We start from the raw sequence: 23,301 nt of genomic DNA on the forward strand, positions 1-23,301 counted from the left end.
CGGACAGCAGTCCACGCCGGCACCCCATGGCAGCCCGCGGGATGGGCGCCCCTCAGCGCGTGGCCGAGCGCACCTTGGCCAGCATCTCCTCGTACTCCGCCCGTGGGTCGGAGGCGAGCACGATGGCGCCGCCGCCCCCGACGGTCAGGCGGCTCACCCCATCGGGCCGGGTGGCCACCACGGCGGTGCGGATGACGATCGCCAGGTCGGCGGCGCCCGTGGCCGAGAGGTATCCCAGCGTGCCGGAGTAGATTCCGCGTGGGCCGTCCTCGAGCGAGGCCAGCAGGTCCATGGAGCGCAGCTTGGGGGCGCCGGTCATGGAGCCCCCGGGGAAGGTGGCTCGCAGCAGATCCACCACACCCAGCCCCTCGCGCAGCTGGCCGCGCACAGTGGTGACCAGCTGGTGCACGGTCGGGTGGCTCTCCACGGCCATCAGCTGGGGCACCTCGATGCTGCCCACCTGGCAGACGCGCGCCAGGTCGTTGCGCAACAGGTCCACGATCATGAGGTTCTCGGCGCGGGTCTTGGGGTCCCGCTGCAGCGCCTCGGCGGCGGCCGCGTCGGCCACCGGGTCGTCGGCGCGGGTGGCCGTGCCCTTGATGGGGCGGGTCTCCACCGAGCCGTCGTGGCGCACGCGCAGGAAGCGTTCCGGGCTGGAGCTCAGCACCGTGACCCCGTCGTGGCGCAGCAGGGCCGCATAGGGCGCAGGGTTGAGGCTGCGCTGCCGTCGGTAGGCCGCGCCCACCGGGCCCTCGAGCTCCCCCTCGGCGCGCGTGGTGAGGCACAGCTCGTAGGACTCCCCGGCACGCAGCCACGCCCGGGCCCGCTCCACCCGGGCCGTGTACGTGGGGGCGTCCACCACCAGGGCGCGTTCCGGGTCGCCCAGCAGGGGCCGGGTGGACACAGGAGCGTGGGGTGGCCCGCCGCGCTCGGCCAGCCCGATGAGGTCCGCGGCCAGGTCCGCGACCCACCGCTCGGCCTCGCCCACCGGGTCCGCCGGGCAGTCCGCCCGGTCCGCCTCGTGTCCGGAGCCGTCCGCCGGGCAGTGCGCCACCACCCACAGTGCCTCCGTCACGTGGTCCAGCACGAGATACCGGTCGGCGGAGAGCCACACCGCATCGGGGGTGGGTGCGGTGGGCACCCCCTCGCGGGGGGCCGGTCCCTCGGTGCGGGGGTCGAGCCACCGCCGGGCCTCGTACCCGAACCACCCCACGTACCCGCCCTGCAGGTCGAAGGGCAGGTCCGGGCGAGGGGTGGTGCGGCGGCCCGTCACCGCATCGGCCAGCGCGGTGAAGGGGTCCTCGTCGGGACCGGGGGCCACCACGTGGGCGTGGGGCCCACCGGGCAGCCCGACGAACGAGAACCGTGCCTCGGCCACGCCCGGCCGCGCGGAGTCCAACCACCACCCAGGCTCGGCGTCACCCGCCAGGTGGGCCTGCAGGTCCGCGGCCGGCAGCAGTGCCGCCAGGCCGGGCAGCTCCCGGGCCACCAGGGTCCACGGGGCCGCGGGCGCCCGTTCGCCACGCAGCGCACGCACCTCCTGCGCGAACGCCTCGAGCACGGCCAGTCCCGTCCCGGTTCCCACCGACTCGGGGTGGAACTGCACGCCCCACCACGGCAGCTCCGTGTGGTGCATGGCCTGCACCACACCGTCCGGGGAGCGGGCGTCCACCACCCACCCCGCCGGCAGCTCGGTGACGGCCAGCGAGTGGTAGCGCACGATGGGTGAGGAGTCGGGCAACCCGGCCACCACACCTCCGTGCCCCCCGCTGCGGACCAGCCGGTCAACACGGCCGTGCTCCGGGGTGGGCGCCGGCCCCACGGTGCCCCCGGTGGCCTGGGCCATCAGCTGGTGCCCCAGGCAGACCCCCAGCGTCGGTAGCCCCGACTCCTCCAGCGCCCAGGCGGCCAGCCGCACGTCCTCGGCCCGCCCCGGGTGGCCCGGCCCCGGGGAGATCACCAGCGCGTCCACCTCGTGCACCGCGGTGCGGATGCGCTCGTCGTCGTGCGCCAGCACCACCGGCTCCGCCCCCAGCCCCTGCGCCACCAGGTGCGCCAGCACGTGCGTGTAGGAGTCGTGGTTGTCCACCAGCAACGCCCGCACGGGGCGCGCCGACGCGCCGGCCGGGGTCACGGCATCGAGGCCAGGGCGTCGTGCCACTCCTGTGCCCTGGTGGGCGCGGCCAGGGCCAGCTCGGTGGGGCCGTCCTGCCAGGAGGTCACCCCGCTGATGCCGTGCAGCGCACTCACCAGCCACAGCTCGCGCCCGGCCAGCTCGGCGGGCTCGACCTCCTCGGCCACCCACTCCACACCGCGGCGGGCGGCCAGGTCCCGCACCCGCATCTCGGTCACCGAGGCCAGACGCCCCGCGGTGGGCGGTGAGGCGAGGCGCTCGCCGGACCACCACACCAGGGTGCCGTGGGCGGCCTCCTGCACGGTGCCGTCCGCGGAACACAGCACGGCGTCGTCCGCGCCCGCACCCCGCGCGCGGCTCCGCAGCCGCGAGAGGTGGTGCAGGTCAGGCCCCTTCACGGTGGGGTGCTCGCGGACGTCGGGCCCCGGGGAGGTCCACAGCCGCGTGGTGGGACGACGCGGCGGGGCCGGGCGCACCAGCACCACGATGCCGTCGGTCCGCGCCTCAAGCCGTGGGAACCAGTCGCCGTCGCTGATCTCCGCCGGCAGGACCTCGGTGGCCCGCTCCACGCGCTCCTGCCAGTCGAGCCACTCCGGCCAGAGGCGCTCGCACCCCTCGACGGTGCGGGCCAGGTGGCGTGCCCGCCCCGGCCAGTGGCCGTCCGTGTGCCGCCAGGAGGTGACCACCACCTGCTCGGTCGGCACGCCCGGAACCACGGAGGTCCCGCCGGCGGCCCACGTCAGGTCGTCCGCCTGGTCTGCCAGATCCATCTCGTGTCCCGTTCTCATCGCATCGCCATTGTGCGCCATCCCGGGGCCCGCGGACGCATCGTGGCTCCGCAGGCCCCCCCTTGCCCCGGCCGCTGGAGTGCCCTATGTTGACGCCCACCTCATCCAGAGCGACCGAGAGACGTGGCTCCCTGACGTCGCGGCAACCCTGCGGACCCCCGGTCCGAGCACGGGTGCCAACGCCACGATCGATGCGAAGGAGATCCGCAGATGCACGACATCCGCACCGATCACGCCCTCCCCGTCACGCCGCCTGCCGGCGGCGTGACCTGCGTGCCGGGCCACCGTGGTCCCGGTGTCCTCTCCCTGGCCGTGCAGCGAATGCGCTGGGCGCAGGGCGCCGCCTGAGCCGCCCCCTGCGCCGAGCCCGCTGAGGCCCGACGACCCCCTTTCCCTGCCGCCACCCCCATCGAGGCGTGGTCGGCCCGCCGCACCCTCCCCGCACCCGGACGCGCCGCGACGCCCCGAGGTGCCGGCGCGAGGGGCACCGCGGCGCATCCCCGCACCAGGAGAAGACCATGACGCACCCCACCCAGCCCGAGACCACCCAGACCGCCCAGACCACCGCCGATGCGGTGACCTCCCCGTCCGCTGATCCTGCGGCCTGGGGCCTGGCCACCCGTTCCATCCACGCCGGCCAGGTGCCGGATTCGGACGCTGGTTCCCGCGCCCTGCCCCTGCACCAGACCACCAGCTACGTCTTCGCCGATGCCGACCAGGCGGCCAACCGCTTCGCCCTGGCCGAGCTGGGCCCCATCTACACGCGGCTGAACAACCCCACCACCCAGGCCGTGGAGGACCGCCTGGCCGCGCTGGACGGAGGAGTCGGTGCCCTGCTGCTGTCCTCCGGACAGTCGGCCACCACCTTCTCGTTGCTGAACCTCTGCCGTGCCGGCGACCACGTGGTGGCCTCCGCGCACATCTACGGGGGCACGCAGAACCTGCTGGCCGTGACGTTGGAGAAGCTGGGCATCCACACCACCTTCGTGCAGGAGCCCAACGACCCCGCGGCCTGGCGGCAGGCCACGCAGGCGAACACCAAGGCGTACTTCGCCGAGACCATCGCCAACCCCTCCGGTCTGGTGCTGGACGTGCGGGCAGTGGCCGACGCGGCGCACGAGGCGGGCGTCCCCCTCATCGTGGACAACACGGTGGCCACGCCGGCCCTGCTGCGCCCGCTCGAGCACGGTGCGGACGTGGTGGTGTACTCGGCCACCAAGTTCCTGGGCGGCCACGGCACCGCCATCGCCGGCGCCATCGTGGACGGCGGCACCTTCGACTACGGCGCCCACGGTGACCGCTACCCCAACTTCACCGAGCCCGACGCCTCCTACAACGGCCTGGTGTTCGCCCGCGACCTGGGTGCCGACGGCGCCTTCGGGGTGAACCTGTCCTACATCCTGCGGGCCCGGGTGTGCCTGCTGCGCGACCTGGGCTCGGCCCCCTCGCCGTTCAACGCCTGGCTGATCGCCCAGGGGTTGGAGACGCTCACCCTGCGCATGGAGAAGCACGTGGCCAACGCCCACGAGGTGGCCCGCTGGCTGGACGCCCGCCCCGAGGTCACGAGGGTGCAGTGGGCCGGCCTGGTCAGCCACCCCTGCCACGAGCTCGCACAGCGCTACCTGCCCACCGGCCCGGGGTCCGTGCTCTCCTTCGAGCTCGCCGGCGGCGAGGAGGCCGGGCGGGCGTTCGTCTCGGCGCTGGAGCTGTTCAGCCACGTGGCCAACATCGGCGACGTGCGCTCGCTGGTCATCCACCCGGCCAGCACCACGCATGCCCAGCTGTCCGAGGCGGAGCGCCTGGCTGCGGGGGTGACGCCCGGGCTGGTGCGCCTCAGCGTCGGCATCGAGGACGCCGCCGACCTGCTGGCCGACCTGGAGCGCGGCCTGGCCAGCGCGGGGGTGGCCCGGTGACCGCGGTGCTCGACCGGACGGCCCGGGCGGGGACGGTGGTCACGCCCCCGGTCTCCCCGGCCCAGACCACGTGCCCGGCTCCCCGCCACGACGTGCTGCGCCTGGGCCGGTTCACCGGCGAGGGCGGGGGCGTGGTCCCGGACCTGCACGTCAGTGTGCGCCGATGGGGTGCGGCCGCGCGGGCAGACGGCTCCAACGTGGTGCTGCTGCTCCACGCCCTGACCGGCGACTCCCACGTGGCCGGTCCGGGAGGACCCGCCCACGCCCCCGAGGGCTGGTGGCCCACGGTGCTCGGCCCCCGGGCCCCGGTCGACACAGAGCGCTTCCACGTGATCGCCCCGGACGTGCTGGGTGGCTGCAGCGGCACGAGTGGCCCGGCGGATGCCCCCCTCGGACCGGGCTTCCCCGAGGTCACCGTGCGCGACCAGGTGGCGGCCGAGGTGCGTGCCCTGCAGGCGCTGGGCGTCACCCGGGTGGCCCACGTCATCGGCGCCTCGGCGGGTGGCATGCGCGCCCTGGAGTGGGCCGCGCAGCGCGCTGTGCCAGTGGACCACGCGGTGGTCGTGGCGGCCCCGGCGGTCGCCTCCGCGGACCTGCGGGCGTGGCTGGAGCTGCAGCGCAGCGCCGTCAGCGGCGACCCCGCGTGGTGCGGCGGTCGGTACGCCGGTACCACCGGGCCGGTGTCCGGCCTGGCCCTGGCAAGGCAGCTGGCGGTGCTCACCTACCGCAGCGCCGAGGGCCTGGAGCACCGCTTCGGGGACGACCCGGAGGGGCTGGCCGGGTGGCTGGAGCACCACGGGCGCGCGTTCGTCGAGCGCTTCGATGCGGGGTCCTACCTCCGCCTCATCGGCGCCATGGCCTCCCACGACCTCGGCCGCGGCCGAGGCGGCGTGGCCCGCGCCCTGGCCGCCCTGCCGGCCAGGGTGACCGCCGTGGCCGTCTCCACCGACCGGTTCGCCACCCCTGCGGAGGTCCGCGCCCTCGCCGAGGGGGCCGGTGGCCGCTACGCCGTCATCGACTCCGCCCACGGCCATGACGGCTTCCTGCTGGAGGCCGACCAGACCGCCGAGGTCCTGCGCTCGGTCCTGGCCTGACCGGGCGCTGGCGCCCGCTCGACCCCTGCGCAGGCGTGGGTCTGAGACCACCTTGTGAGGGCTCACGCCCAGCCTGTGCGCTGGGCGTGAGCCCGTTGCGAGTGGTGTGAGAGCCCGGTCCGGCAGTGTCTCTGGTGGCGGGCCCGACGGAGTCGGGGGCGCCGGGAGGCCCTGCAGGAGGGGGCGGCAGGGCCACAGGGCCTGCCGCGAGATGGGCTCCCGGCGCGACGGCCGCCGCAGGCCCCCGGGTCGCTTGTGCGATGCTGCCGGCCATGTCGGGCGTACTGGGACTCATGGGAGCCATCGAGGCCGAGGTCGTCCAGCTCCGCGGGGCGCTGGGGGAGGCCTCCGCGGAGACCGTGCTGGGGCAGGAGGTGGTCACCGGGCGCCTGGAGGGGGCGGACGTGGCCGTGCTGCGGTGCGGCGTGGGCAAGGTGAACGCCGCCCTGGGTGCGGCCGCGCTGCGCACGGTGGGGGTTGACCGCATCGTGTTCACGGGGGTGGCGGGAGGACTCGCGCCCGAGGTTGGCATCGGCGACGTGGTGGTGGCCGATGACGTGGTGCAGCACGACGTGGACGTCACCGCACTGGGCCGGGCACCCGGTGAGCTGCTCGGCGAGCCCGCCACGTGGGTGGCCGATGCGGGGCTGCGGGCCGCGTGCGAGCGCGCGGCCGGGCAGGTGGTCGACGGGGCCGCGGTGCACACCGGCCGCATCGCCTCCGGCGACCAGTTCATCGCCTCGGTGGTGCAGCGGGGGCGCATCGTCGAGCAGTTCGGGGCGCTCGCGGCGGAGATGGAGGGCGCCGCCATGGCCCAGGCCTGTGCCCGCATGGGTGTGCCCTGGGCGGTGGTCCGCAGCATCAGCGACAGTGCGGACGCCGGGGCGGTCACCGACTTCCCGGCCTTCCTGGACATGGCCGCCCACCGGGGTGTGGCGCTGGCGCGCGAGCTCGTGCGGGGTGGCGCGTGACCGGGACGGGGGCGCTGTGAGCTGGGTGCGCAGGCGTTCCGAGCCGCAGCTCCGCCCGGACGGCACGCCCCTGCGCAGCACCCAGAACGGCGGGTGGGAGCGGCCTCGCTGGTGGGCGCTCCTGCTCTGGGTGCTGCTGGCCGCCGCCTGGCTGGCGGCTGTCGTGGCGACCGCGCTGAGTACCGAGGGGATGCCCTTCTGGTTCGAGGGACGCATGCAGCACCTGGAGTCGCGCACCGCCGTGTCCCTGCTGGCGGTGATGGGCTTCCTCTCGCTCCCGCTGCCGGGTCTGGCCCAGCTGCTGTTCAGCCGGTGGTGGCGGTGGCTGTTCCCCCTCCCGCAACGCGGCTTCTGGAGGAGCAGCACCCTGCGGATCGTGCGCGCCCAGCGGTTGCTGTTCGAGTTCCTGACGCTGTGCTCGGCCTGGGTTGCCCTGGTGCTGGCGGCACCCCTCATCGGCCCCCTGGTCTGGCACGGCATCACCGGTGACGGCCCGGGCCCCCTCCTGCTGATGCTGTGGGGGCTGGCCCTGCTCCTGGTGCCGCTGCTGGTGCTGGTGTGGTTCCTCCAGTTCTCCCCGCGGCGCACGGCCCCCGACCTGATGGAGCTGCCGTGACCACCGGCAGCGGTCCCTCCTCCCGCTGGCCCTCCCCGGCCGAGGAGCTCGCGGCCCTGCGGGAACGTGCCCGGCAGGTGGTGCCGGCGGCCCGCGCTCACCGCGAGCCCCGGCGGTGGTGGGCGTGGGCGGCGTGGGGAGTCACCGCATCGGCCTGGGTGGTGGGCCTGGTCGCCGTGGTGAGCGGCCCGGAGTCCTTCACGATCTGGGACGACGGCCGGCTCGAGCAGATGGGGCGCCTCGAGGCGGCGGGGCTGCTGCTTTTCCTGGGCATGCTGCTGCTGCCCCTGCCGTGGCTGTCGCGCCTGCTCTTCAGCGAGCGCGCGCTGCCGTGGGTCAACGTGCCCCACAAGGAGTTCTGGGTGCGCACCCCGCGTCGCCTCGCGCGGGCCGAGCGGCTCATGTGGGAGGTGTGTGCGGTGCTCACCCTGTGGTGCGGCGCGCTGGTGGCCGCGCCGGTGCTGGGGGTGGTGCTGGGTTCACGGAACGGTGCCCCACCCGAGTGGGTGGTTCCCGCCTCCCTGGGTGCCGTGCCGGTCCTGCTGGTGTGGCTGGTGGTCACCTTCGACCCCGAACGGGCCGCCGCCGACCTGCCGCTGGAGGACCCGGGCGAGCGTCCCTGAGCGCAGGGGGCGGACTACGGTGGACCCGTGAGCACCTCTCCCACTGACGACGACTTCGACCGCCTGCTCAACCAGGAGGGCGAGCCCGCGCCCGAGCCCGCGCCGCAGGAGGAGCCCGAGCAGCCCACCCCGCTGGCGCTGATCCACGGTCTGGGGTCCAACCCCATCGACTGGCAGGACGTGGTGAGCCGCATCGGGGCGGGCCGCCCCATGGCCGCGCCGTGGGTGGACGGGCTCAAGCCCACGCAGAAGGGTGGGTTCGACCTGCAGCAGTGCGCCTCGGCGGTGCTCTTCAACTCCGACGTCATGACCTGGCGCCAGTTCGATGCGGTGGGGCAGGACATCGGCGGCATGGTCGCCGCGACGCTGGCGGCCGAGCACACCGACAAGGTGCGCCGACTGGTGCTGTCCGGCGTCTTCGTGCAGATGCCCAAGATGGCGGTACGCATGCAGAAGCTCGCCCTCCAGGCGCAGCCCCGCAACAACCTCGTGTCCCAGGGGATCGACCGGCAGAAGACGCTGGCCGCCCTGGACTCCCTGGCCGGCATCGATCTCACCGAGACCCTGCAGGCCGTGCAGCAGCCCACGCTCGTGCTGGTGGGTGCCAACGACCGGGCCGGGAACGTGATGGCCAAGCAGGTGGCCGAGCTGGTGCCCGACGCCCACATCGAGACCATCCCCGGCGCGGGGCGGCGCGCCAGCATCGAGGCGCCGGAGGCCTTCGCCGATGCGGTGACCGCGTTCACCGCGTGAACCGGGTGACCGAGCTCCCCGCCCGCAGCAAGGACGGCAGCGTCCACGTCACCGACGAGCGGATCAACACGCTGTCCCACCTGGTGGCCACGTGCTTCGCCCTGCTGGGCGGCGCCGTGCTCATCACCCAGGCCGCCACCACCGGTGACCCCTGGCGCATCATCGGCGCGAGCATCTACAGCGCCTCGTTGGTCATCCTGTTCGCCTGCAGCACGCTGCACCACGGGCTGACCCTGGGGGAGCGCCGCGACGCGCTGCTGCGCACGCTCGACTACACGGCGGTGTTCGGCCTCATCGCGGGCACCGTGACGCCGCTGGTGCTGGTGGACGTGCGCACGGCGTTCGGCTGGGCGGTGCTGGGCACGGTGTGGGCCATCGCGATCGGCGGCATCGTGGCGCGGTCGGTCCGTCGCGACCTGCCCAAGGAGATCACCAACACCCTCTACATCGTGCTGGGGTGGATGCCGGTGGCGCTGCTGGCCGGTGGGGTCACTTTCAGCCCCGGCATGATCGCGCTGCTGGCCGCGGGTGGGCTGGTGTACTCGGCCGGGTTCGTGATCTTCATCCTCGAGCGCCCCAACCCGTGGCCCGGCGTGCTGGGATTCCATGAGATCTGGCACCTGCTGGTGGCCCTCGCCGCGGCCCTGCACTGGGTGATGGTGGCCGCGTACGTCATCCCCGCCTGAGGCCGCTCAGCGCCCGTAGCGCTCCGCCCAGGTGAGCACCTTCTCCACGTACGCGTCGGAGTTGTTGTACCGCTTGATGGCGCGCTTCAGGGTGTCCTCGTCGGAGAGGTCGATCTCCTGGTTGGCGCACAGCAGGCTGGCCGCGGAGAGGGCCGCATCGTGGATGTTCTGCGGGTCCGCCTCGCCGTCGCCGTCGCCGTCCTTGCCGTGGATCTCCCAGGTGGCGGGGATGAACTGCATGGGCCCCACCGCCCGGTCGTACTCGGCGTCGCCGTCCAACCGGCCGCCGTCGGTGTCGCCGTGGCCGGTGGTGTTCCCGCCGGCGCCGGTGCCGTCCAGGCGCGGGCCGTAGATGGGCGGGTCGGCCACGCCGGCGTCGGTGACCTCGCCCCCGTCAGCGTGCTTGGACTCCACCCGCCCGATGGCGGCGATCACCCGCCAGTCCAGGTGGTGGCAGGAGTGCTCGAAGTCCTCGGCGCCCTGGGCGGCGTCCTGGTAGGCCTGCAGCATCGGCTCGGGGATGTCGTCCACCCGCTCGTTGGCGGGGTTCAACGTGAACGCGCCGTAGGCGATCACGAGCGCCGCGACCAGCGCGATCGCGATCCACGCGCGGGGATCGAGCTTCCCTCCCCGGGTGCTCGCACGGCGGCGCGGAGCGGTGCTCCTGCGGGGGGTGCTGCGGCGCCGGGCCATGGTGCTCCTGGGGTGAGGGGTCGGCCGAGTTTATCCACCGACGGCGGCTCCACCCCTCACCTCAGACCCGGCGCGGCCCGGTGGCCACCACCTGGCCGCCCTCGGAGCCGGCGCCCGGGCCCAGCTCCACCAGGTGGTCGGCGGTCGCCATGGCCACCGCGTCGTGCTCGGCCAGCACCACGGTGTGCCCCGCATCGGCCAGCCCGTGGAGCTGCCGCAGCAGCCGGTGCACGTCGGCGGGGTGCAGGCCGGTGGTGGGCTCGTCGAACAGGTACAGCGTCGGCGTCCGGCGCTGCACGCGCAGCTCGGTGGCCAGCTTGATGCGCTGCGCCTCGCCGCCAGAGAGGTCCGTGGCCGGGTGCCCGAGGGTCAGGTAGCCCAGCCCCAGCTCCTCCAGCGCGCCGAAGGTCCGCGCCAGCTGCGGGTGCGCCGCGAACTCCTCGCGCGCCTGCGCGACGGTCCAGGCCAGCACCTCGTCGATGCGGTGCCCCTCCCAGCGCACCTGCAGCGTCTCGGCGTCGTAGCGCGCACCGTGGCACTCCGGGCAGGTGGAGTACGTGCCGGGCATGAACAGCAGCTCCACCTGGACCGACCCCTGCCCCTCGCAGGTGGGGCACCGCCCGGGCGTGGTGTTGAAGCTGAACCGCCCCGCCCCGTAGCCGCGCTCCTTCGCGTCGTCGGTGGCGGCGAACAGGCTGCGGATGCGGTCCATCGCGCCGGTGTACGTGGCCAGCGTGGAGCGCGGGGAGCGGCCGATGGGCTTCTGCGTGATCCGCACCAGCCGGGCGATGCTGCCGCCGGTCACCTCGACGCCAGTGCCGCCGTCGTCCGATGCGGTGAGCGTGCCCCCTCCGTCGTGCGCGCCACGTGCACCGGGTACCGCGTCACCCGCATCGTTCTCGTCGTCGGCGCCGCGCTCGTCGGCGGCCTCGGTGGCCACCTCCTCGGCGTGGGCGGCCACCGCATCGGCCAGGGCGTCCAGCAGGGAGGACTTGCCGGAGCCGGAGATGCCGGTCACCACCGTCACGGCGCCCAGCGGGAGGGTGAGGTCCACGCCCTTCACGGTGTGGCGCCGCAGGCCACTGACTGCGAGCGCACCGGTGCCGGGGCGCGGCGGAGTGGCGTCCCCTTCGGGCAGCACCTCCTCGGCGTGGACGGGGCGGTCCAGGTAGCGGCCGGTGACGGACTCGGCCACGCCGGGCAGTTCCTCCACGGCGCCGGAGTGCAGCACGCGGCCACCGTCCTCACCGGCGCCGGGCCCCACGTCGACCACCCAGTCGCAGGCGGCCACCACGGCCATGTCGTGCTCCACCACCAGCACGGTGTTGCCCGCATCGACCAGGCGGCGCAGCACGCGCAGCAGGGCCTCGGTGTCGCGGGGGTGCAGACCGGCGGAGGGCTCGTCGAGCACGTAGACCACGCCGAACAGGCCGGTGTGCAGCAGGGTGGCCAAGCGCAGTCGCTGCATCTCCCCGGGGGAGACGGTGGTGCTGCGGCGCGAGAGGGTGAGGTGGCCCAGGCCCAGTTCCAGCAGCACGTCCAGCCGGGCCAGCAGGTCGCCCAGCAGCAGCCGTTCGGCGGACTGGCGGGCGTCACCGCCCTCGGCGGGGAGGCCCCCCAGGCGACCCCGTGCGAGGGGTGCGAGCTCCCGCATCGGCAACGCGACCGCATCGGGCAGGGACATCCCCAGCCAGCGGACGGCCAGGGCGTCGGCGCGCAGCCCGTGGCCGGCGCAGGCGGGGCAGGGCGTGGTCTCCACGAAGCGCAGGGCGCGTGCGCGTTGGGTGGCGGACTTGGTCTCGCTCAGGGTGCGCATCAGGTAGCGGCGGGCCGAGGAGAAGGTGCCGGAGTAGGGGCGCTGGATGCGCTCGGGGTCGCGCTCGGGCACCACCTGCACCACGGGCTGCTCGTCGGTGAAGAGGATCCACTCGCGGTCGGCGGCGGGCAGGTCGCGCCAGGGGGAGGTGATGTCGTAGCCCAGGGTGGCGGTGATGTCGCGGTAGTTCTTGCCCTGCCACGCACCGGGCCAGGCGGCGATGGCGCCCTCGGCGACCGAGAGGCTGGGGTCGGGCACCATCGAGGCCTCGGTGGGCTCGTGGACCACGCCCAGGCCGGAGCACTGGGGGCAGGCGCCGACGGCGGTGTTGACGCTGAAGGCGTCGGAGTCCAGGTGGGCGGCTCCGGCGGGGTAGTCACCGCATCGGGAGAAGAGCATGCGCAGCGTGTTGCCGGTGTGGGTGACGGTGCCCACCGTGGAGCGGGAGGAGGTGCCGCTGGTGGTGGCCTGCTGGCCGAGCGCGACGGCGGGCGGCAGGCCCGTGATGCTGCGGACCTGCGGGTCGACCGCGGCGTGGATGAGGCGGCGGGCGAAGGGGGCGACGGTCTCGAAGTAGCGGCGCTGAGCCTCGGCGTGGATCGTGCCGAACGCGAGCGAGGACTTGCCCGAGCCCGAGACGCCGGTGACCGCCACCAGCCGGTTGCGGGGGATGGTGACGGTGACCTCGCGCAGGTTGTGCAGGCGGGCGCCGGTGACGGTGATGGCCTCGGAGGCGGCGAGGTGGTCGGGGGTGGCCGGTGCGGTGGGGGAGCCGGACGTCATCGGGCCAGTCTCACAGGCTGGCTCGCAGGCGTGATCAGGTGCGCGGGCCGCCAGTGGAGCGTGCCCGCAGCAGCTGGCGCAGGGACGCGGCGAACCAGAGCGCGCCGATGGTGACTTGGGCCACCGCGAGCAGGCGCCACCAGCCCTCGAAGGAGTCCGAGAACAGGTTGGTCACCCCCACCACCGCGACGATGGCCCCGCAGAGCATCTGGAAGAGGATCAGCTTGCGGGACACGGGTTGCTGCGGGGCCATGGCACGACCGTACCGGCGGCGGTTTCTCGCCGGACCGCCGGATGCGTGGCGTCATGCCGCCAGCGCTCAGTCCTGAAGGCTGAGGTTTCGAGCGGTCCACTCCACGAGGTCGTCCAGGTCGTCCTGCGGACCCAGTGCCGTGAGGATCTCCACGTCCCGCAGTGCCGCGAGGTGCCGCAGCTCCTGCTCAGTGACCGGTGCCTGGCTGTCTGAGGTCATGGTGATGACGGTACTCGGCCACCCGCCCCCGCCTGTGGCAGTCTGCGCCGGTGCCCCTCCACCGCGCCCCGCAGTCCCGCATCCCTGCGGTGCGTCCCGGCCCCCTCGGCCGGGCGGTCGAGTGGTTCCTCCCGGCCCGGATGGGGGTGAGCTTCCGCTGGCTGGTGGGCGCGGCCCACGCCTCCAACCTGGGTGACGGCATCATCCTGGCCGCCGGTCCGCTGCTGGTGGCCAGCCAGACCGACAGCGCCCTGCTGGTCTCCGCCGCGCCGATGCTGAACCGCCTACCCTGGCTGGTGCTCGGCCTGGGCGCCGGGGCGCTGGCCGACCGGGTGGACCGCCGCCGCATGACCATCATCGCCAACCTGCTGCGCGCGGTGGTGCTGGTGGTGCTCGCGGGCATGGTGGCCAGCGGCGTGGTCTCGGTCTGGCTGGTGCTGGCCGTCATGCTGGTGCTCGGCACCGCCGAGGTGCTCGCGGACTCCGCCACCTCCACGCTGCTGCCCTCGGTGGTGGACCGCAAGGACCTCACCACCGGTAACGCCCGCCTGATGTCCGGCTTCCTCACCATGAACCAGATGGTCGGCCCGGCCATCGGCGCCTCGCTCTTCGCCGTGGGCATGGCCTGGCCGTTCGGGGTGGCCGCGCTCACCGTGGTGCTGGCCGCAGGGCTGGTCTCCCGCATGGTGGTGCCGCGGCCGGTCGCCCCGGAGGGCACGGAGCGCGCCAGCATCCACCGCGATGTGGTGGAGGGCCTCCGCTGGCTGGCCGGGGCACCGGCGGTGCGCACCCTGGTCATCACCATCCTCACCTTCAACGTCACCTGGGCGGCCGGATGGGGTGTGCTCGTCGTCTGGGCGCAGCAACGGGTGGGGCTGGGCCCAGTGGGCTTCGGACTGCTCACCACCGCCACCGCCATCGGTGGGGTGATCTCGATCCTGGCCTACGACCGCATCGCGGCCCGGTGGTCGCTGGCCGCCATCATGAAGGTGTGCCTGACGCTGGAGGTGCTCATGCACCTGGTGCTGGCACTCACCACCTGGGCGCCGGTCGCCTACGCCACCATGTTCGGCTTCGGGCTGTACGCGTTCGTGTGGTCGGCCACCTCATCGGCCGTCCGCCAGCGCGCCACCCCCGACCACATGATGGGGCGCATCAGCAGCATCAACCTGGTGGGGCTCACCGGCGGCATGGTGATCGGCATGCCCATCGGCGGGCTGCTGGCCGACGCCTTCGGCATCACCGCCCCGTACTGGTTCGCGTTCGCCGGGGCGGGGCTGACGCTGCTGCTCATCTGGCGCTCGCTGGACCACATCGCCCACGTGGCCGAGGACGGGCCGGAACCGGCGCCCGCTGCGTGAGAGGGACCCTCAGCTGCACTGCCAGGTGAACTCGGCCTGGCCCGCCAGGTCGTCCCCGGTGCCGCGCGTCAGCCAGTAGAGCACGCCGCAGTCGCCCCACATCAGGTCCACGGAGTCGTCGGAGTCCACCTGCAGCAACGGCGTCCACGCCGCCATCTCGGCGTCGCTGGGGGAGTGGTCGTCCGGCTGGCCCCACTGGCTCACCTCGTACTCCACCGGTCCCTGCACCAGGTCCGGCCAGCCGCCCACCAGGTGCTTGGGCTGCTCCGGCGCCAGGTCCTCCAGCTCCTGCATCAACGGCTCGGCGAACAGCGGGTGGTCCCAGACCCCCATCGGGTCGTCCACTCCCAACGCCTGCAGGAGCTGGGGCTGCTCCGGGCTGGGCCAGCAGACGGCTGCGCGGGCGGTCAGGGCAACTCCGTCCAGCGCCGGACCGCCCGTCGGTGCGTCGGTCTCCGCGGCGGGTGGCACCAGCAGCAGCCGTGCCCCGTCGCGTGTGGCGTCGTCCCAGGAGCCGACCACCGCGTCCGGGTCGTCGTGCTCCTCAGCATCGACGTACCAGGCCTGCAGGCGACCGGAGCGGGGCAGGGGGCGCCCCGCATCGAGCCCGGTGGCCGCGATGGCTCCGAGGTCCAGCTCGAGCACCAGCGACAACGTCCCGTGCCCCTCCCACGCGGGGCGCTGCACACCTGCGGGGAGAAAGGTGGTGCCGCCCAGCTGGCCGACCACGGCATCGCCCGGACCGGCGGCGACGAGGTGGATCCCGGGCCGCAGCAGGGTGCGCGCGAGCTGGACCTGGGTGGGGTCGAGTTGCCGCGCGAGAACGGCCTCCAGGGCCGCGACATCGTGGATGATCATGCGGGAAACCTAGCGGCAGGCAGACTGATGGGGTGAGCACCCCGCGCGACCTGACCATCCGCCCCCGCCGCGACGACGATCTGCCCCACCTCGCCCGCACCCTGGTGGAGCAGCAACGGACCTCCGACTACCCGCATCGCTCGCTCGATGATGCAGCTGCGCTGGCCTTCCTCCAGCGCGATGGGGAGGAAGCCGCCTGGGTGGCCGAGTCCGGGAACGAGGTGGTCGGTCACGTGGCCGTGCGTCGAGTACCGCTGGAGACCGGCTCGGGGGACGAGCCCTTCGTGAAGGCATGGAGCGGCGCCAGCGACCGCCCCGCGGAGGACCTGCGCGTGGTGGGCGTGCTGTTCGTCGGCACCGCCGCCCGGGGGACCGGCGCCGGGGTCGCCCTCCTGCGCCACGCCACCGGGTTCGTCCTCGATGCGGGGTGCGTCCCCTGTCTGGACGTCCTGCCCACCCACGACCGGGCCCTGGCGCTCTACCGCCACCTGGGGTGGCGCGAGGTGACCCGCCAGCGGCCGCACTGGGTGGCGGAGGGGGCGCCGGACGTCATCGGGATGGTGTTCGACCCGCCGCGGGCCTGACGTGCCCTGACGGAGCCTGACGCGGCGGCACCTTTCGGCGGGGAATCGCCGCATGCTGCCGGTAACGTCGGTCCATGGACATGATCAAGCGCCGCGATCCCGGCGGAGACTCCCCGGCCGTCGATCACTCTCCCGCCCCCGGCTCCGGCGACGAGCCCCGCCCGGGCACCCTCGAGCTGTACGGCGGACGCTGGGCAGCCCTCATCCCCGCCGCCGTGCTGGTGATCGTGCTCGCGTGGCTCTCCGTGGCCGAGCGGGCCGCGGTCTCCTCGTTCTGGGTGGGCGGCTTCCTCGCCCTGGTGGTGGGCCTGCTCCTGGCGCGAGACAAGCAGCAGTACTCCGAGGCCGTCACCCGCGGACTCACCAGCGGCACCGGCGCCGTCATCATCATGGCCTTCCTGTTCGCGGGCATCTTCGGCACCCTGATGAAGAGCGGTGGCCTGGTGGCGGGTCTGTTGTGGGTCGGCGACACGGCCGGAGTCACCGGCGGGGTGTTCGTCGGGCTGGCCTTCCTGCTGAGCTGCCTCTTCGCCGCCGGGACCGGAACCTCCGTGGGCACCGTCCTGGCGCTGGCCCCTGTGCTCTACCCGACGGGCCTGTTCCTGGGCGCGGAACCGGTCTGGCTCGCGCTCGCGATCATTGCCGGCGGCGCCTTCGGCGACAACATCGCCCCGGTGTCCGACACCACCATCACCTCCGCCTTCACCCAGGATGCCCGCATGGGCACGGTGGTCCGCTCCCGGTTGCCACTGGCCGTGACGGCCGCGGCCGTCTCCTTGGTGGTGCTGGTCGTCATGGGTGGCGGGGGCGAGCGCGTTCCCACCCAGGACCTGGCCATCGATGCCGATCCCCTCGGCCTGGTGATGCTGCTGCCCTTCGCGGTGGTCATCGGCCTGGCCCTGATGCGGCACCACATCATCGTGTCGTTGACCGCCGGCATCCTCACCGCGGTGGTGCTGGGCGCCGTCACGGGACTGATGCCGCTGTCCACGCTGTTCAGCATCCCCTCCGAGCGGGGTGAGTCCACCGGTCTGCTCGAGGACGGCATCAGCGGCGTGACCGCGGTGGTCATCCTCGTGCTGCTGATCATGGCGCTGGCCCAGGTCTTCGCCGAGTCGGGCCTCATGCAGTCCGTACTCGAGAAGCTGCGCCGCTCCGCTGCCCGCGGCGTGCGCAGTGCGGAGCTGGCCATCGTGGGCATCAGCATCCTGTTCACCATCCCGCTGGGTGCCAACGCGCCGGCCATCCTGTTGGTGGGCCCCACCATCGCCAAGCCGTTGGGGGAGTCGCACGGGCTCAGCCCGCAGCGCCGCGCCAACCTGCTGGACTGCGCGGTCTGCACGGTGTTCTACATGCTGCCCTGGCACAACGCTGTCATCGTCTGGTTCGCCACCGTCACCGGTGTGGCGGCCGAGCTGGACCTACCCGCACCCGGCATCGGCGCCGCCTTCCTGAACCCCTACGCCTGGGCACTGCTGGTGGTGCTGCTGGTCTCCGTGCTCACCGGCTGGAACCGGTATGCCGGCATGAGCCGCGCCGAGCGGGCCGAGGCCGAGCAGCGCCACGCCGGCGGCACCGGCGCCGCCCGGGCGGCCTGACCCGTGCTGCGCGGATCCCCGGGAACGTCCCCGTGGCGTCCGGTGGGCGTCATCGGCGGCATGGGCCCGGCGGCGACCGTCGACTTCCTGGCCCGCCTCGTGGCCGCCACCCCCGCAACCACCGACCAGGAGCACATCCCGGTGGTCGTCTGGGGTGATCCCACCGTGCCCGACCGCGTGGCTGCCGCCCGCGGCCAGGACACCTCACCCGTCCCGTGGATGCGGGCGGGGGCCCAGGGGCTGGCGCACATGGGCGCCGAGGTGCTCGCCGTCGCGTGCAACACCGCCCACGCCTTCGCCGCCGAGGCGACAGCGGGGCTCGGGGTGGAGCTCGTCTCGATGGTGGACGCCTCCGCCGCCGCGCTCGCGGCGGACGGCAGCGCGGCCGGGGCGCGTCGGGTGGCGCTGTTCGGCACGCGTGGGTTGGTGGAGGCGGGGCTGTACCAGGGGGCTCTGGCGAGTCACCGCATCGAGACGGTCGTCCCGGACGACGCGCGACAGGAGGCGGTCAGCGCGCTGATCCTGCGGGTCAAGGCCGCCGAGCCCCTCCCCGGGCTCGTGCAGGAGCTCGCCGGGCACGTGGCGGCGCAGGCCGATGCGGGGTGCACCCACGCGCTGGTGGCGTGCACCGAGCTGTCGTTGCTGGTCACCGAGGCGCAACGCGCCGGGGTGACCTTCGCGCTGCCGGTGGTGGACGCCTCGGACGAGCTGGCCCGCGCTGTGGTCAGGGCTGCTGCACGGTGAAGCGCTCGTCCAGGTGGGCGCGGAGCACGTCGTCGGTGAGCTCGCCCCCGCGGATCATCACGCCGTAGGACGCGCCGGCCGATGCGGTGGTGTCACCCTCGGCCTCCCGCACGGCCTCGCGGACGTCGGCCAGGAACTCCTCGGCCACCGCGGCGTGGCGGGGGAAGACCACGAAGTGGATGGCGGGCGGCGCGTCAAGGGTGTCGATCCACCACCGGCGGGCCTCCAGGCGCTGGGCCACGGCGGGCACCGAGAGGTCACCGGTGACGGCGAACACGCCCATCGGCGGCTCGCCGATGACCTGCAGCCCCGCCTCGGCCAGGCCCTCCTGCAGGCGGCGGGTGGTGGCCATGACGCCGCGCACCAGCTGCCGGTAGCCGTCGGTGCCCAGGGCCGCCATCGCGGTCCAGGCCGCCGCGGCCGGCCCGACGGACCGAGTGCCCACCACCGCTGAGGCGGCGTAGGCGCCGCCGGGCCACGAGGTGTCCACGTGGTAGCCGGCGTGGCGCAGGTCGTTGTCGGCGAACAGCAGCACCGAGGCGCCCTTGGCGCCGTAGCCGTACTTGTGGAGGTCCACCGACGTGGACGTGACTCCGGGAACGTCCGGGCCGTAGCGCACCGGGGTGCCGCCCGCCGCATCGAGGAAGGGCAGGAAGAGGCCGCCCATGGCGGCGTCCACGTGGATGCCGACGCCCCTTTCCTGGGCGAGGGCGCCCACCTCCTCAATGGGGTCGACCACGCCGTAGGGGAAGCACGGCGCGGACAGGCCGATGAGGGCCGTGTCGTCGGTGACGGCATCCAGCAGGCGCTGCGGGTCGGGGCGGCCGTCGGCCTCCACGGGCACCTGGGTGACCTGCATGTCCAGGTAGGCGGCGGCCTTCACGAAGGCGGGGTGGGCGGTGGTGGGCAGCACCATGTGGCGGCGGCCGGTGTGGTCGCGGTAGGCCTTGACGGCCACCATGATCGACTCGGTGCCGCCGCTGGTGAACACGCCGTAGGTCTCGGCACCGGGGCAGACCACGGAGGCCGCCATGGAACACACCTGCGACTCGAAGCGCTGGGTGCTGGGGAAGGTGCTGTGCGAGAGGGCGTTCTCGTGGGCGAAGCGCTGGGTGGCGGCCTCCACCAGCTCTGTGTGCCAGGCGGGGGAGTCGTAGACCAGGGACCACGTGCGGCCGGCGCGCCAGTCGGCGTCGTCACGGGCGGCGTCGTCGAGGGCGGCGTGGACCTGGTCGGCGGTCAGACCCGACGTGGGGAGGTGCATGCACCCACGGTACGAGAACCGGGGCCTGGGCTCACCGGCGCCAGGGGGCCCACCAGCGGCGTCGGGTGCCGGGGGCCCGGGAGGTCTCGGCAGATCCAGGGCCTTCCGCGCCACCCGCGACCTGGGCGGAATCGGCCGCCCGCTCGGCCGCAGCCCGCAGCTCCCGCCAGGCACCCACCATCTCCTCCACGTCCACCCGGCCCACCACTGGCGGGGAGGCGTCGCCCACTGCGGGGCGCCTGCGGTCCGCCAGCACCCGGGCGTTGAAGTCCTCCAGGCGCCCGCGGACCTGTGCCTCGTCGGTCAGCGCCACCAGGGACTCCGGGAAGGTTGACCGCTCCCTCCGCAGCTGCAACGGCCCGGGCAGTGCCTCGGAGAAGTCCACCTGCTCCCGCCGCAGGAACCCCTTGACCCACCACTCGGGGTCGTCCGAGGAGGCGAGCTCCAAGGGCTTCCCCGCCCCGGGCAGGTTGTCGAAGGCGCCCTCCCGCTGGGCCTGCTCAATGGCCTTGTCCACCACCGTGGGCACGTGGTGCGCCCGCATGGGCCGGGAGCCCTCCTCCGAGGACCGCTTCTCCTCGTCACCGGGTGGCCGGTCGACGCTGCTCACGATGTGCTCCGGCCGGCCCTCACACCGCCCGGGGCGGCATGGCGCACGCCGCGGTGCCGCCGGGCAGCTCGTGCCGGTGCTCGGCCACCAGCCGGTACACGTGGGGGGCCACCCACGCCACGGGCGGGTTGCCCAGCACCGCGCCGGCCGCCCACACCAGCTGACCCAGCGGTGTGGACCGGCCCGCCGTTCGCAGCGCCGCAGCGATGGCCGCGGAGCCGTACCGCACGCCCCCCGCGTCGTCCACGAACGGGATCTCCCGGTCGGCCCGCTCGGCATCCACCCCCGCTGCAGCCAGCCGTTCGGGGTCCATCGGCGCCACCTCGCAGGAGACCGGCCACCGCATCAGCAGCTCGGCCGCGCGCGTGCAGAAACCACAGTCCGGGTCGTACAGCAGAGCGCTCATGGCCTCATCGTCCCGCATGCAGCACCAACGCGCACAGCACGAGCCCGGCCGCCACGCCCACGCCCACACCCCAGGCGCCCACCCGTTCCTGGTTGGTCTCCAGCGAGCTCAGCGGCACCACCCCGGTGAGCACGAAGGTCAGTGCGGCCGCCGCCACCATGCACACGATGTTCACGAGGAACAGCAGCCCCGCCCCGGCCGCCGCGCTCCACGCGCCCTGCTCCAGACAGGTCGCCACCACCGCCAACGGCGGCACCAGCGCGATGGCGATGGCCACCCCCGGCAGCGCCGTCCCCAGGTTGCGCCGTGAGAGCGCGAACGCCCCGGCCGCCCCTGAGGCCACCGCGATCAGCAGGTCCGGAACGGTGGGCGCGATGCGGGAGCTCACCTGCGAGTTCTCCGCCAGCACCAGCCCCGGCCCCAGGGCTCGCACCAGCACGAAGGACACTCCCACGGCCAGCGCGATGCCGAGCCCCGCCAGGGCCAGACTGCGCACCATCCGCCGCGGCCACCCCATGCCCAGGCTCAGGCCCGTCGCCAGCAGCGGCAGCATCAGCGGCGCCACCACCATCGCGCCGATCACCACGGCCGTGGAGTCGGTGAGCACCCCCAGCGTCGCGATCACGGTGGACAGCGCCATCTGCACCAGGAACTGCACGGTGCGCCCGCGCCCCTGCTCGGCCTCGAAGAACAGCGTCTCCACCACCTCCTCGCGGTCCACGCCCGAGGCGGCGTTCGAGCGCAACCACCGCGCCAACCGGCCGTCATCCGCATCGCCGGCCGAGACGTCGGTGAACCCGGCGCGGTGCGCTGCATCGATGCCCACGTGCAGCACCACCAGCGCCAGTCCGGCGAACAGGGACAGCCGCAGCCCCAGGGTGGGTGACAGCATCGTCACCGTGGCCAGGCTGGCGAAGAGCAGCTCGTTCAGGCCGGGGCCGGTGATGTTCTCCTCGTGCTGCCGCCAGCGCACCTCGGCCGCGATGAGGAGCACCAGCCCCACCGCGTAGGCCCGCACCGACCAGCCCCACCAGGCACCCTCGCCCAGTGCGGTGACCGCCAACCCGGCCGCAGCCAGGCCCAGCCCGCCCATCCACAGCGGGCTCGCGTCGCGCCGGCTGGCCCGCACCGCCAGCCACACGGCCCACACCGCGCCGACCCCGGCACCGATGCGGTGCACCATGGGCCCCCAGTGGTCGGGCACCGAGGCGAGCAAACCCAGGGCGACCCCGAGTGCTGCCAGCTCGACCACCGCCAGGGCGGCACCGGCGTTCCACTGGGGCTCGACGCGGCTGTCGCGGGTGTGCTGCATGGCCCCAGCATCACCCATGGCCGATGCGGTGTGCCCCCGCCCGCGCGGAGCGCCCGGTCCGCCTCCCTAGACTCCTGCGCCATGGGAGTTCTCCTGCCGCTGGCGGTCGTCTGGACCCTGGGCGTCATGAGCCCGGGGCCGGACTTCGTGGCCATCCTGCGCACCGCCATGCGGCACGGCCACCGCGCAGCGTCGTCCACCGCGTTGGGGGTGGTCACCGGCATCACCGTGTGGATCGTGCTGGCGCTGGTGGGGCTGACCGCGCTCGTGCAGGCGGCGCCGGTGGTGGGGGTCGCGATGCGGGTGGCCGGCGCGGTCTTCCTGGTGGGCTACGGGGCACTCATCCTGTGGAGTGTGTGGAGGGCGCGCCGGGCGAACCGGTCCCTGGGTGAGTCCGGGGCGGCCGAGGAGCCACGAGCCGACCAGCACGACGGGCCCGAGCCGAGCCGCGCGTCCGCCCCCCTCACCTCCGGCGCCGCCTTCCGGCTGGGTCTGGCCACCAACGTGGCCAACCCCAAGGCGCTGGTCTTCTTCGGCGCCCTCTTCTCCAGTCTGCTGCCGCCGGACATGTCCTGGAGCACCCGCGGCGGCATCCTGGTGATGATGCTGGTCATTGCCCTGGTGTGGTTCCTCGCCCTGGCCTGGGCCGCGAGCCGCCCACCCCTGGTGCGCCTGTACGAGCGGGCGGGTCACCTCATCGATGCGGCGGCCGGTGCGGCCTTCGTCGTGCTCGGTGTGGTGCTCCTGCTGGAGTGAGCTCAGCTGTCCTGCGGGCTGATGGTCAGCTGACCGTCGGCCTCCTCCACGGCGGCTGCCGCCAGCGGGCTGGTCGCGGGGCCGGCGGTCGGCGCCCCGTCGGCGATGGCGAAGTAGCTGCCGTGGCAGGAGCAGATGATCTGCCCGTCCTTGACCAGGCTCACCGCACAGCCCTGGTGGGTGCACTCGGCGCTGTACCCCTTGAACTCGCCCTCGGAGGGCTGTGTGACCACCCACCCGCCTTCGATCACACCGCCGCCGACGGGCACGTCCGCGGCGGCCACCGTCACGGGTTGCACCCCGGGCCGGCCGGAGGTGCCGGGGTCGTCGCTGCAGGCCGCCAGGGCCGGTGCGCCGAACGCGGCGACGGCGGTGGCACCGGTCACCACCTGGCGGCGGCTGGGGCCGGAGTGGCCGGGGCAGGTCTGGCAGGCGGTGGGGCGGCGGGTCACGGGGTCCTCCTCGT

General features: G+C 74.0%; 25 protein-coding genes and 1 riboswitch. Of the genes, 13 read left to right on the plus strand and 12 right to left on the minus strand.

From position 1 onward, the window contains the following. Positions 1-52 precede the first annotated feature (52 nt). Positions 53-2,161: a chorismate-binding protein gene (locus ACEY2A_RS11375; protein WP_374928693.1), complete on the minus strand. Its 2,109-nt coding sequence runs from the start codon at positions 2,159-2,161 to the stop codon at positions 53-55. Next, positions 2,131-2,922 carry an aminotransferase class IV gene (locus ACEY2A_RS11380; protein WP_374928694.1) on the minus strand — a complete coding sequence of 264 codons (792 nt, stop codon included), beginning with the start codon at positions 2,920-2,922 and terminating at the stop codon, positions 2,131-2,133. The genes ACEY2A_RS11375 and ACEY2A_RS11380 overlap by 31 nt, the downstream gene beginning before the upstream one ends. Before the next feature lie 98 nt (positions 2,923-3,020). After that, positions 3,021-3,120, plus strand: a riboswitch (SAM riboswitch). Positions 3,121-3,132: 12 nt separating this feature from the next. Between ACEY2A_RS11380 and ACEY2A_RS11385 the strand changes: the two genes are divergently transcribed. The 8 genes from ACEY2A_RS11385 to ACEY2A_RS11420 all read left to right on the plus strand — a co-directional run bounded on the left by ACEY2A_RS11385 (position 3,133) and on the right by ACEY2A_RS11420 (position 9,578). After that, positions 3,133-3,270: a hypothetical protein gene (locus tag ACEY2A_RS11385; protein WP_374928695.1), complete on the plus strand. Its 138-nt coding sequence runs from the start codon at positions 3,133-3,135 to the stop codon at positions 3,268-3,270. Positions 3,271-3,440: 170 nt separating this feature from the next. Then, positions 3,441-4,835: an O-acetylhomoserine aminocarboxypropyltransferase/cysteine synthase family protein gene (locus ACEY2A_RS11390; RefSeq protein WP_374928696.1), complete on the plus strand. Its 1,395-nt coding sequence runs from the start codon at positions 3,441-3,443 to the stop codon at positions 4,833-4,835. Further along, positions 4,832-5,929, plus strand: a complete 1,098-nt coding sequence (gene metX, locus ACEY2A_RS11395) for a homoserine O-acetyltransferase (protein WP_374928697.1) — start codon at positions 4,832-4,834, stop codon at positions 5,927-5,929. The genes ACEY2A_RS11390 and metX overlap by 4 nt, the downstream gene beginning before the upstream one ends. 293 nt (positions 5,930-6,222) lie before the next feature. Beyond that, positions 6,223-6,900, plus strand: coding sequence for a 5'-methylthioadenosine/adenosylhomocysteine nucleosidase (locus tag ACEY2A_RS11400; RefSeq protein WP_374928698.1), 678 nt, complete (start codon positions 6,223-6,225; stop codon positions 6,898-6,900). 16 nt (positions 6,901-6,916) lie between these two features. After that, the gene (locus tag ACEY2A_RS11405) at positions 6,917-7,516 is read left to right on the plus strand and encodes a hypothetical protein (RefSeq protein ID WP_374928699.1); all 600 of its coding nucleotides are present in this window, start codon (positions 6,917-6,919) and stop codon (positions 7,514-7,516) included. Continuing rightward, positions 7,513-8,139: a hypothetical protein gene (locus ACEY2A_RS11410; protein ID WP_374928700.1), complete on the plus strand. Its 627-nt coding sequence runs from the start codon at positions 7,513-7,515 to the stop codon at positions 8,137-8,139. Before ACEY2A_RS11405 ends, ACEY2A_RS11410 begins: the two co-directional genes overlap by 4 nt. A 27-nt stretch (positions 8,140-8,166) precedes the next feature. Further along, positions 8,167-8,892, plus strand: a complete 726-nt coding sequence (locus ACEY2A_RS11415; RefSeq protein ID WP_374928701.1) for an alpha/beta fold hydrolase — start codon at positions 8,167-8,169, stop codon at positions 8,890-8,892. A 5-nt stretch (positions 8,893-8,897) separates the two neighbouring features. Then, entirely contained in the window at positions 8,898-9,578 is a 681-nt protein-coding gene (locus ACEY2A_RS11420; RefSeq protein ID WP_374928702.1) for a hemolysin III family protein, read from the plus strand. A gap of 6 nt (positions 9,579-9,584) precedes the next feature. Here the strand turns inward: ACEY2A_RS11420 and ACEY2A_RS11425 are convergent, their stop codons facing one another. From ACEY2A_RS11425 to ACEY2A_RS11440, 4 genes are all read right to left on the minus strand, one after another. Then, positions 9,585-10,271 (minus strand): lytic transglycosylase domain-containing protein, encoded by a 687-nt coding sequence (locus tag ACEY2A_RS11425; protein WP_374928703.1) that lies wholly within the window; start codon positions 10,269-10,271, stop codon positions 9,585-9,587. Between the two features lie 61 nt (positions 10,272-10,332). Next, the gene (locus ACEY2A_RS11430) at positions 10,333-12,870 is read right to left on the minus strand and encodes an excinuclease ABC subunit A (RefSeq protein WP_374928704.1); all 2,538 of its coding nucleotides are present in this window, start codon (positions 12,868-12,870) and stop codon (positions 10,333-10,335) included. A gap of 34 nt (positions 12,871-12,904) precedes the next feature. Then, positions 12,905-13,123 (minus strand): hypothetical protein, encoded by a 219-nt coding sequence (locus ACEY2A_RS11435; RefSeq protein WP_374928705.1) that lies wholly within the window; start codon positions 13,121-13,123, stop codon positions 12,905-12,907. A gap of 66 nt (positions 13,124-13,189) precedes the next feature. Beyond that, the gene (locus tag ACEY2A_RS11440) at positions 13,190-13,342 is read right to left on the minus strand and encodes a hypothetical protein (protein ID WP_374928706.1); all 153 of its coding nucleotides are present in this window, start codon (positions 13,340-13,342) and stop codon (positions 13,190-13,192) included. A gap of 50 nt (positions 13,343-13,392) precedes the next feature. Here ACEY2A_RS11440 and ACEY2A_RS11445 point away from each other — a divergent pair, with 50 nt between their 5' ends. Continuing rightward, a complete protein-coding gene (locus ACEY2A_RS11445; protein ID WP_374928707.1) occupies positions 13,393-14,703 on the plus strand; it encodes an MFS transporter in 1,311 nt (436 codons plus the stop codon). A 9-nt stretch (positions 14,704-14,712) separates the two neighbouring features. Here ACEY2A_RS11445 and ACEY2A_RS11450 read toward each other — a convergent pair whose 3' ends face one another. Further along, positions 14,713-15,561 (minus strand): DUF1963 domain-containing protein, encoded by an 849-nt coding sequence (locus ACEY2A_RS11450; RefSeq protein WP_374928708.1) that lies wholly within the window; start codon positions 15,559-15,561, stop codon positions 14,713-14,715. Positions 15,562-15,593: 32 nt separating this feature from the next. Between ACEY2A_RS11450 and ACEY2A_RS11455 the strand changes: the two genes are divergently transcribed. The 3 genes from ACEY2A_RS11455 (at position 15,594) to ACEY2A_RS11465 (ending at position 18,487) form a co-directional block, all read left to right on the plus strand. Next, the gene (locus ACEY2A_RS11455) at positions 15,594-16,145 is read left to right on the plus strand and encodes a GNAT family N-acetyltransferase (protein WP_374928709.1); all 552 of its coding nucleotides are present in this window, start codon (positions 15,594-15,596) and stop codon (positions 16,143-16,145) included. 74 nt (positions 16,146-16,219) lie between these two features. After that, positions 16,220-17,743 (plus strand): Na+/H+ antiporter NhaC family protein, encoded by a 1,524-nt coding sequence (locus tag ACEY2A_RS11460; protein ID WP_374928710.1) that lies wholly within the window; start codon positions 16,220-16,222, stop codon positions 17,741-17,743. A gap of 3 nt (positions 17,744-17,746) precedes the next feature. Further along, positions 17,747-18,487, plus strand: a complete 741-nt coding sequence (locus tag ACEY2A_RS11465; RefSeq protein WP_374928711.1) for an aspartate/glutamate racemase family protein — start codon at positions 17,747-17,749, stop codon at positions 18,485-18,487. On the opposite strand, the gene ACEY2A_RS11470 is transcribed toward ACEY2A_RS11465, so the two are convergent. The 4 genes from ACEY2A_RS11470 to ACEY2A_RS11485 are packed head-to-tail and all read right to left on the minus strand — an operon-like array spanning position 18,468 to position 22,079. Next, on the minus strand, positions 18,468-19,751 hold the full coding sequence (locus ACEY2A_RS11470) for a pyridoxal phosphate-dependent decarboxylase family protein (protein WP_374928712.1): 1,284 nt from the start codon (positions 19,749-19,751) through the stop codon (positions 18,468-18,470). The genes ACEY2A_RS11465 and ACEY2A_RS11470 overlap by 20 nt on opposite strands. Before the next feature lie 31 nt (positions 19,752-19,782). Continuing rightward, positions 19,783-20,361: a DUF1992 domain-containing protein gene (locus ACEY2A_RS11475; RefSeq protein WP_374928713.1), complete on the minus strand. Its 579-nt coding sequence runs from the start codon at positions 20,359-20,361 to the stop codon at positions 19,783-19,785. A 19-nt stretch (positions 20,362-20,380) separates the two neighbouring features. Further along, a complete protein-coding gene (locus tag ACEY2A_RS11480; RefSeq protein ID WP_374928714.1) occupies positions 20,381-20,767 on the minus strand; it encodes a thiol-disulfide oxidoreductase DCC family protein in 387 nt (128 codons plus the stop codon). A 4-nt stretch (positions 20,768-20,771) separates the two neighbouring features. Then, on the minus strand, positions 20,772-22,079 hold the full coding sequence (locus tag ACEY2A_RS11485; RefSeq protein ID WP_374928715.1) for a DUF389 domain-containing protein: 1,308 nt from the start codon (positions 22,077-22,079) through the stop codon (positions 20,772-20,774). Between the two features lie 81 nt (positions 22,080-22,160). Here ACEY2A_RS11485 and ACEY2A_RS11490 point away from each other — a divergent pair, with 81 nt between their 5' ends. Then, the gene (locus ACEY2A_RS11490) at positions 22,161-22,835 is read left to right on the plus strand and encodes a LysE family translocator (protein WP_374928716.1); all 675 of its coding nucleotides are present in this window, start codon (positions 22,161-22,163) and stop codon (positions 22,833-22,835) included. Between the two features lie 2 nt (positions 22,836-22,837). Here the strand turns inward: ACEY2A_RS11490 and ACEY2A_RS11495 are convergent, their stop codons facing one another. Beyond that, positions 22,838-23,287, minus strand: a complete 450-nt coding sequence (locus ACEY2A_RS11495) for a ubiquinol-cytochrome c reductase iron-sulfur subunit (protein WP_374928717.1) — start codon at positions 23,285-23,287, stop codon at positions 22,838-22,840. Between the last annotated feature and the right edge of the window lie 14 nt (positions 23,288-23,301).

The organism is Kytococcus sedentarius, assembly GCF_041937525.1.
GTDB classification, from domain to species: Bacteria; Actinomycetota; Actinomycetes; order Actinomycetales; family Dermatophilaceae; genus Kytococcus; species Kytococcus sedentarius_A.

What these genes read in the sequence shown, in the direction of transcription:
- ACEY2A_RS11380 (WP_374928694.1), bottom strand. Translation starts at nt 2,922, where the DNA reads ATGAGAACGGGACACGAGATGGATCTGGCAGACCAGGCGGACGACCTG.
- ACEY2A_RS11385 (WP_374928695.1), top strand. Translation starts at nt 3,133, where the DNA reads ATGCACGACATCCGCACCGATCACGCCCTCCCCGTCACGCCGCCTGCC.
- ACEY2A_RS11390 (WP_374928696.1), top strand. Translation starts at nt 3,441, where the DNA reads ATGACGCACCCCACCCAGCCCGAGACCACCCAGACCGCCCAGACCACC.
- ACEY2A_RS11400 (WP_374928698.1), top strand. Translation starts at nt 6,223, where the DNA reads ATGGGAGCCATCGAGGCCGAGGTCGTCCAGCTCCGCGGGGCGCTGGGG.
- ACEY2A_RS11425 (WP_374928703.1), bottom strand. Translation starts at nt 10,271, where the DNA reads ATGGCCCGGCGCCGCAGCACCCCCCGCAGGAGCACCGCTCCGCGCCGC.
- ACEY2A_RS11430 (WP_374928704.1), bottom strand. Translation starts at nt 12,870, where the DNA reads ATGACGTCCGGCTCCCCCACCGCACCGGCCACCCCCGACCACCTCGCC.
- ACEY2A_RS11435 (WP_374928705.1), bottom strand. Translation starts at nt 13,123, where the DNA reads ATGGCCCCGCAGCAACCCGTGTCCCGCAAGCTGATCCTCTTCCAGATG.
- ACEY2A_RS11440 (WP_374928706.1), bottom strand. Translation starts at nt 13,342, where the DNA reads ATGACCTCAGACAGCCAGGCACCGGTCACTGAGCAGGAGCTGCGGCAC.
- ACEY2A_RS11450 (WP_374928708.1), bottom strand. Translation starts at nt 15,561, where the DNA reads ATGATCATCCACGATGTCGCGGCCCTGGAGGCCGTTCTCGCGCGGCAA.
- ACEY2A_RS11460 (WP_374928710.1), top strand. Translation starts at nt 16,220, where the DNA reads ATGGACATGATCAAGCGCCGCGATCCCGGCGGAGACTCCCCGGCCGTC.
- ACEY2A_RS11470 (WP_374928712.1), bottom strand. Translation starts at nt 19,751, where the DNA reads ATGCACCTCCCCACGTCGGGTCTGACCGCCGACCAGGTCCACGCCGCC.
- ACEY2A_RS11480 (WP_374928714.1), bottom strand. Translation starts at nt 20,767, where the DNA reads ATGAGCGCTCTGCTGTACGACCCGGACTGTGGTTTCTGCACGCGCGCG.
- ACEY2A_RS11485 (WP_374928715.1), bottom strand. Translation starts at nt 22,079, where the DNA reads ATGCAGCACACCCGCGACAGCCGCGTCGAGCCCCAGTGGAACGCCGGT.
- ACEY2A_RS11490 (WP_374928716.1), top strand. Translation starts at nt 22,161, where the DNA reads ATGGGAGTTCTCCTGCCGCTGGCGGTCGTCTGGACCCTGGGCGTCATG.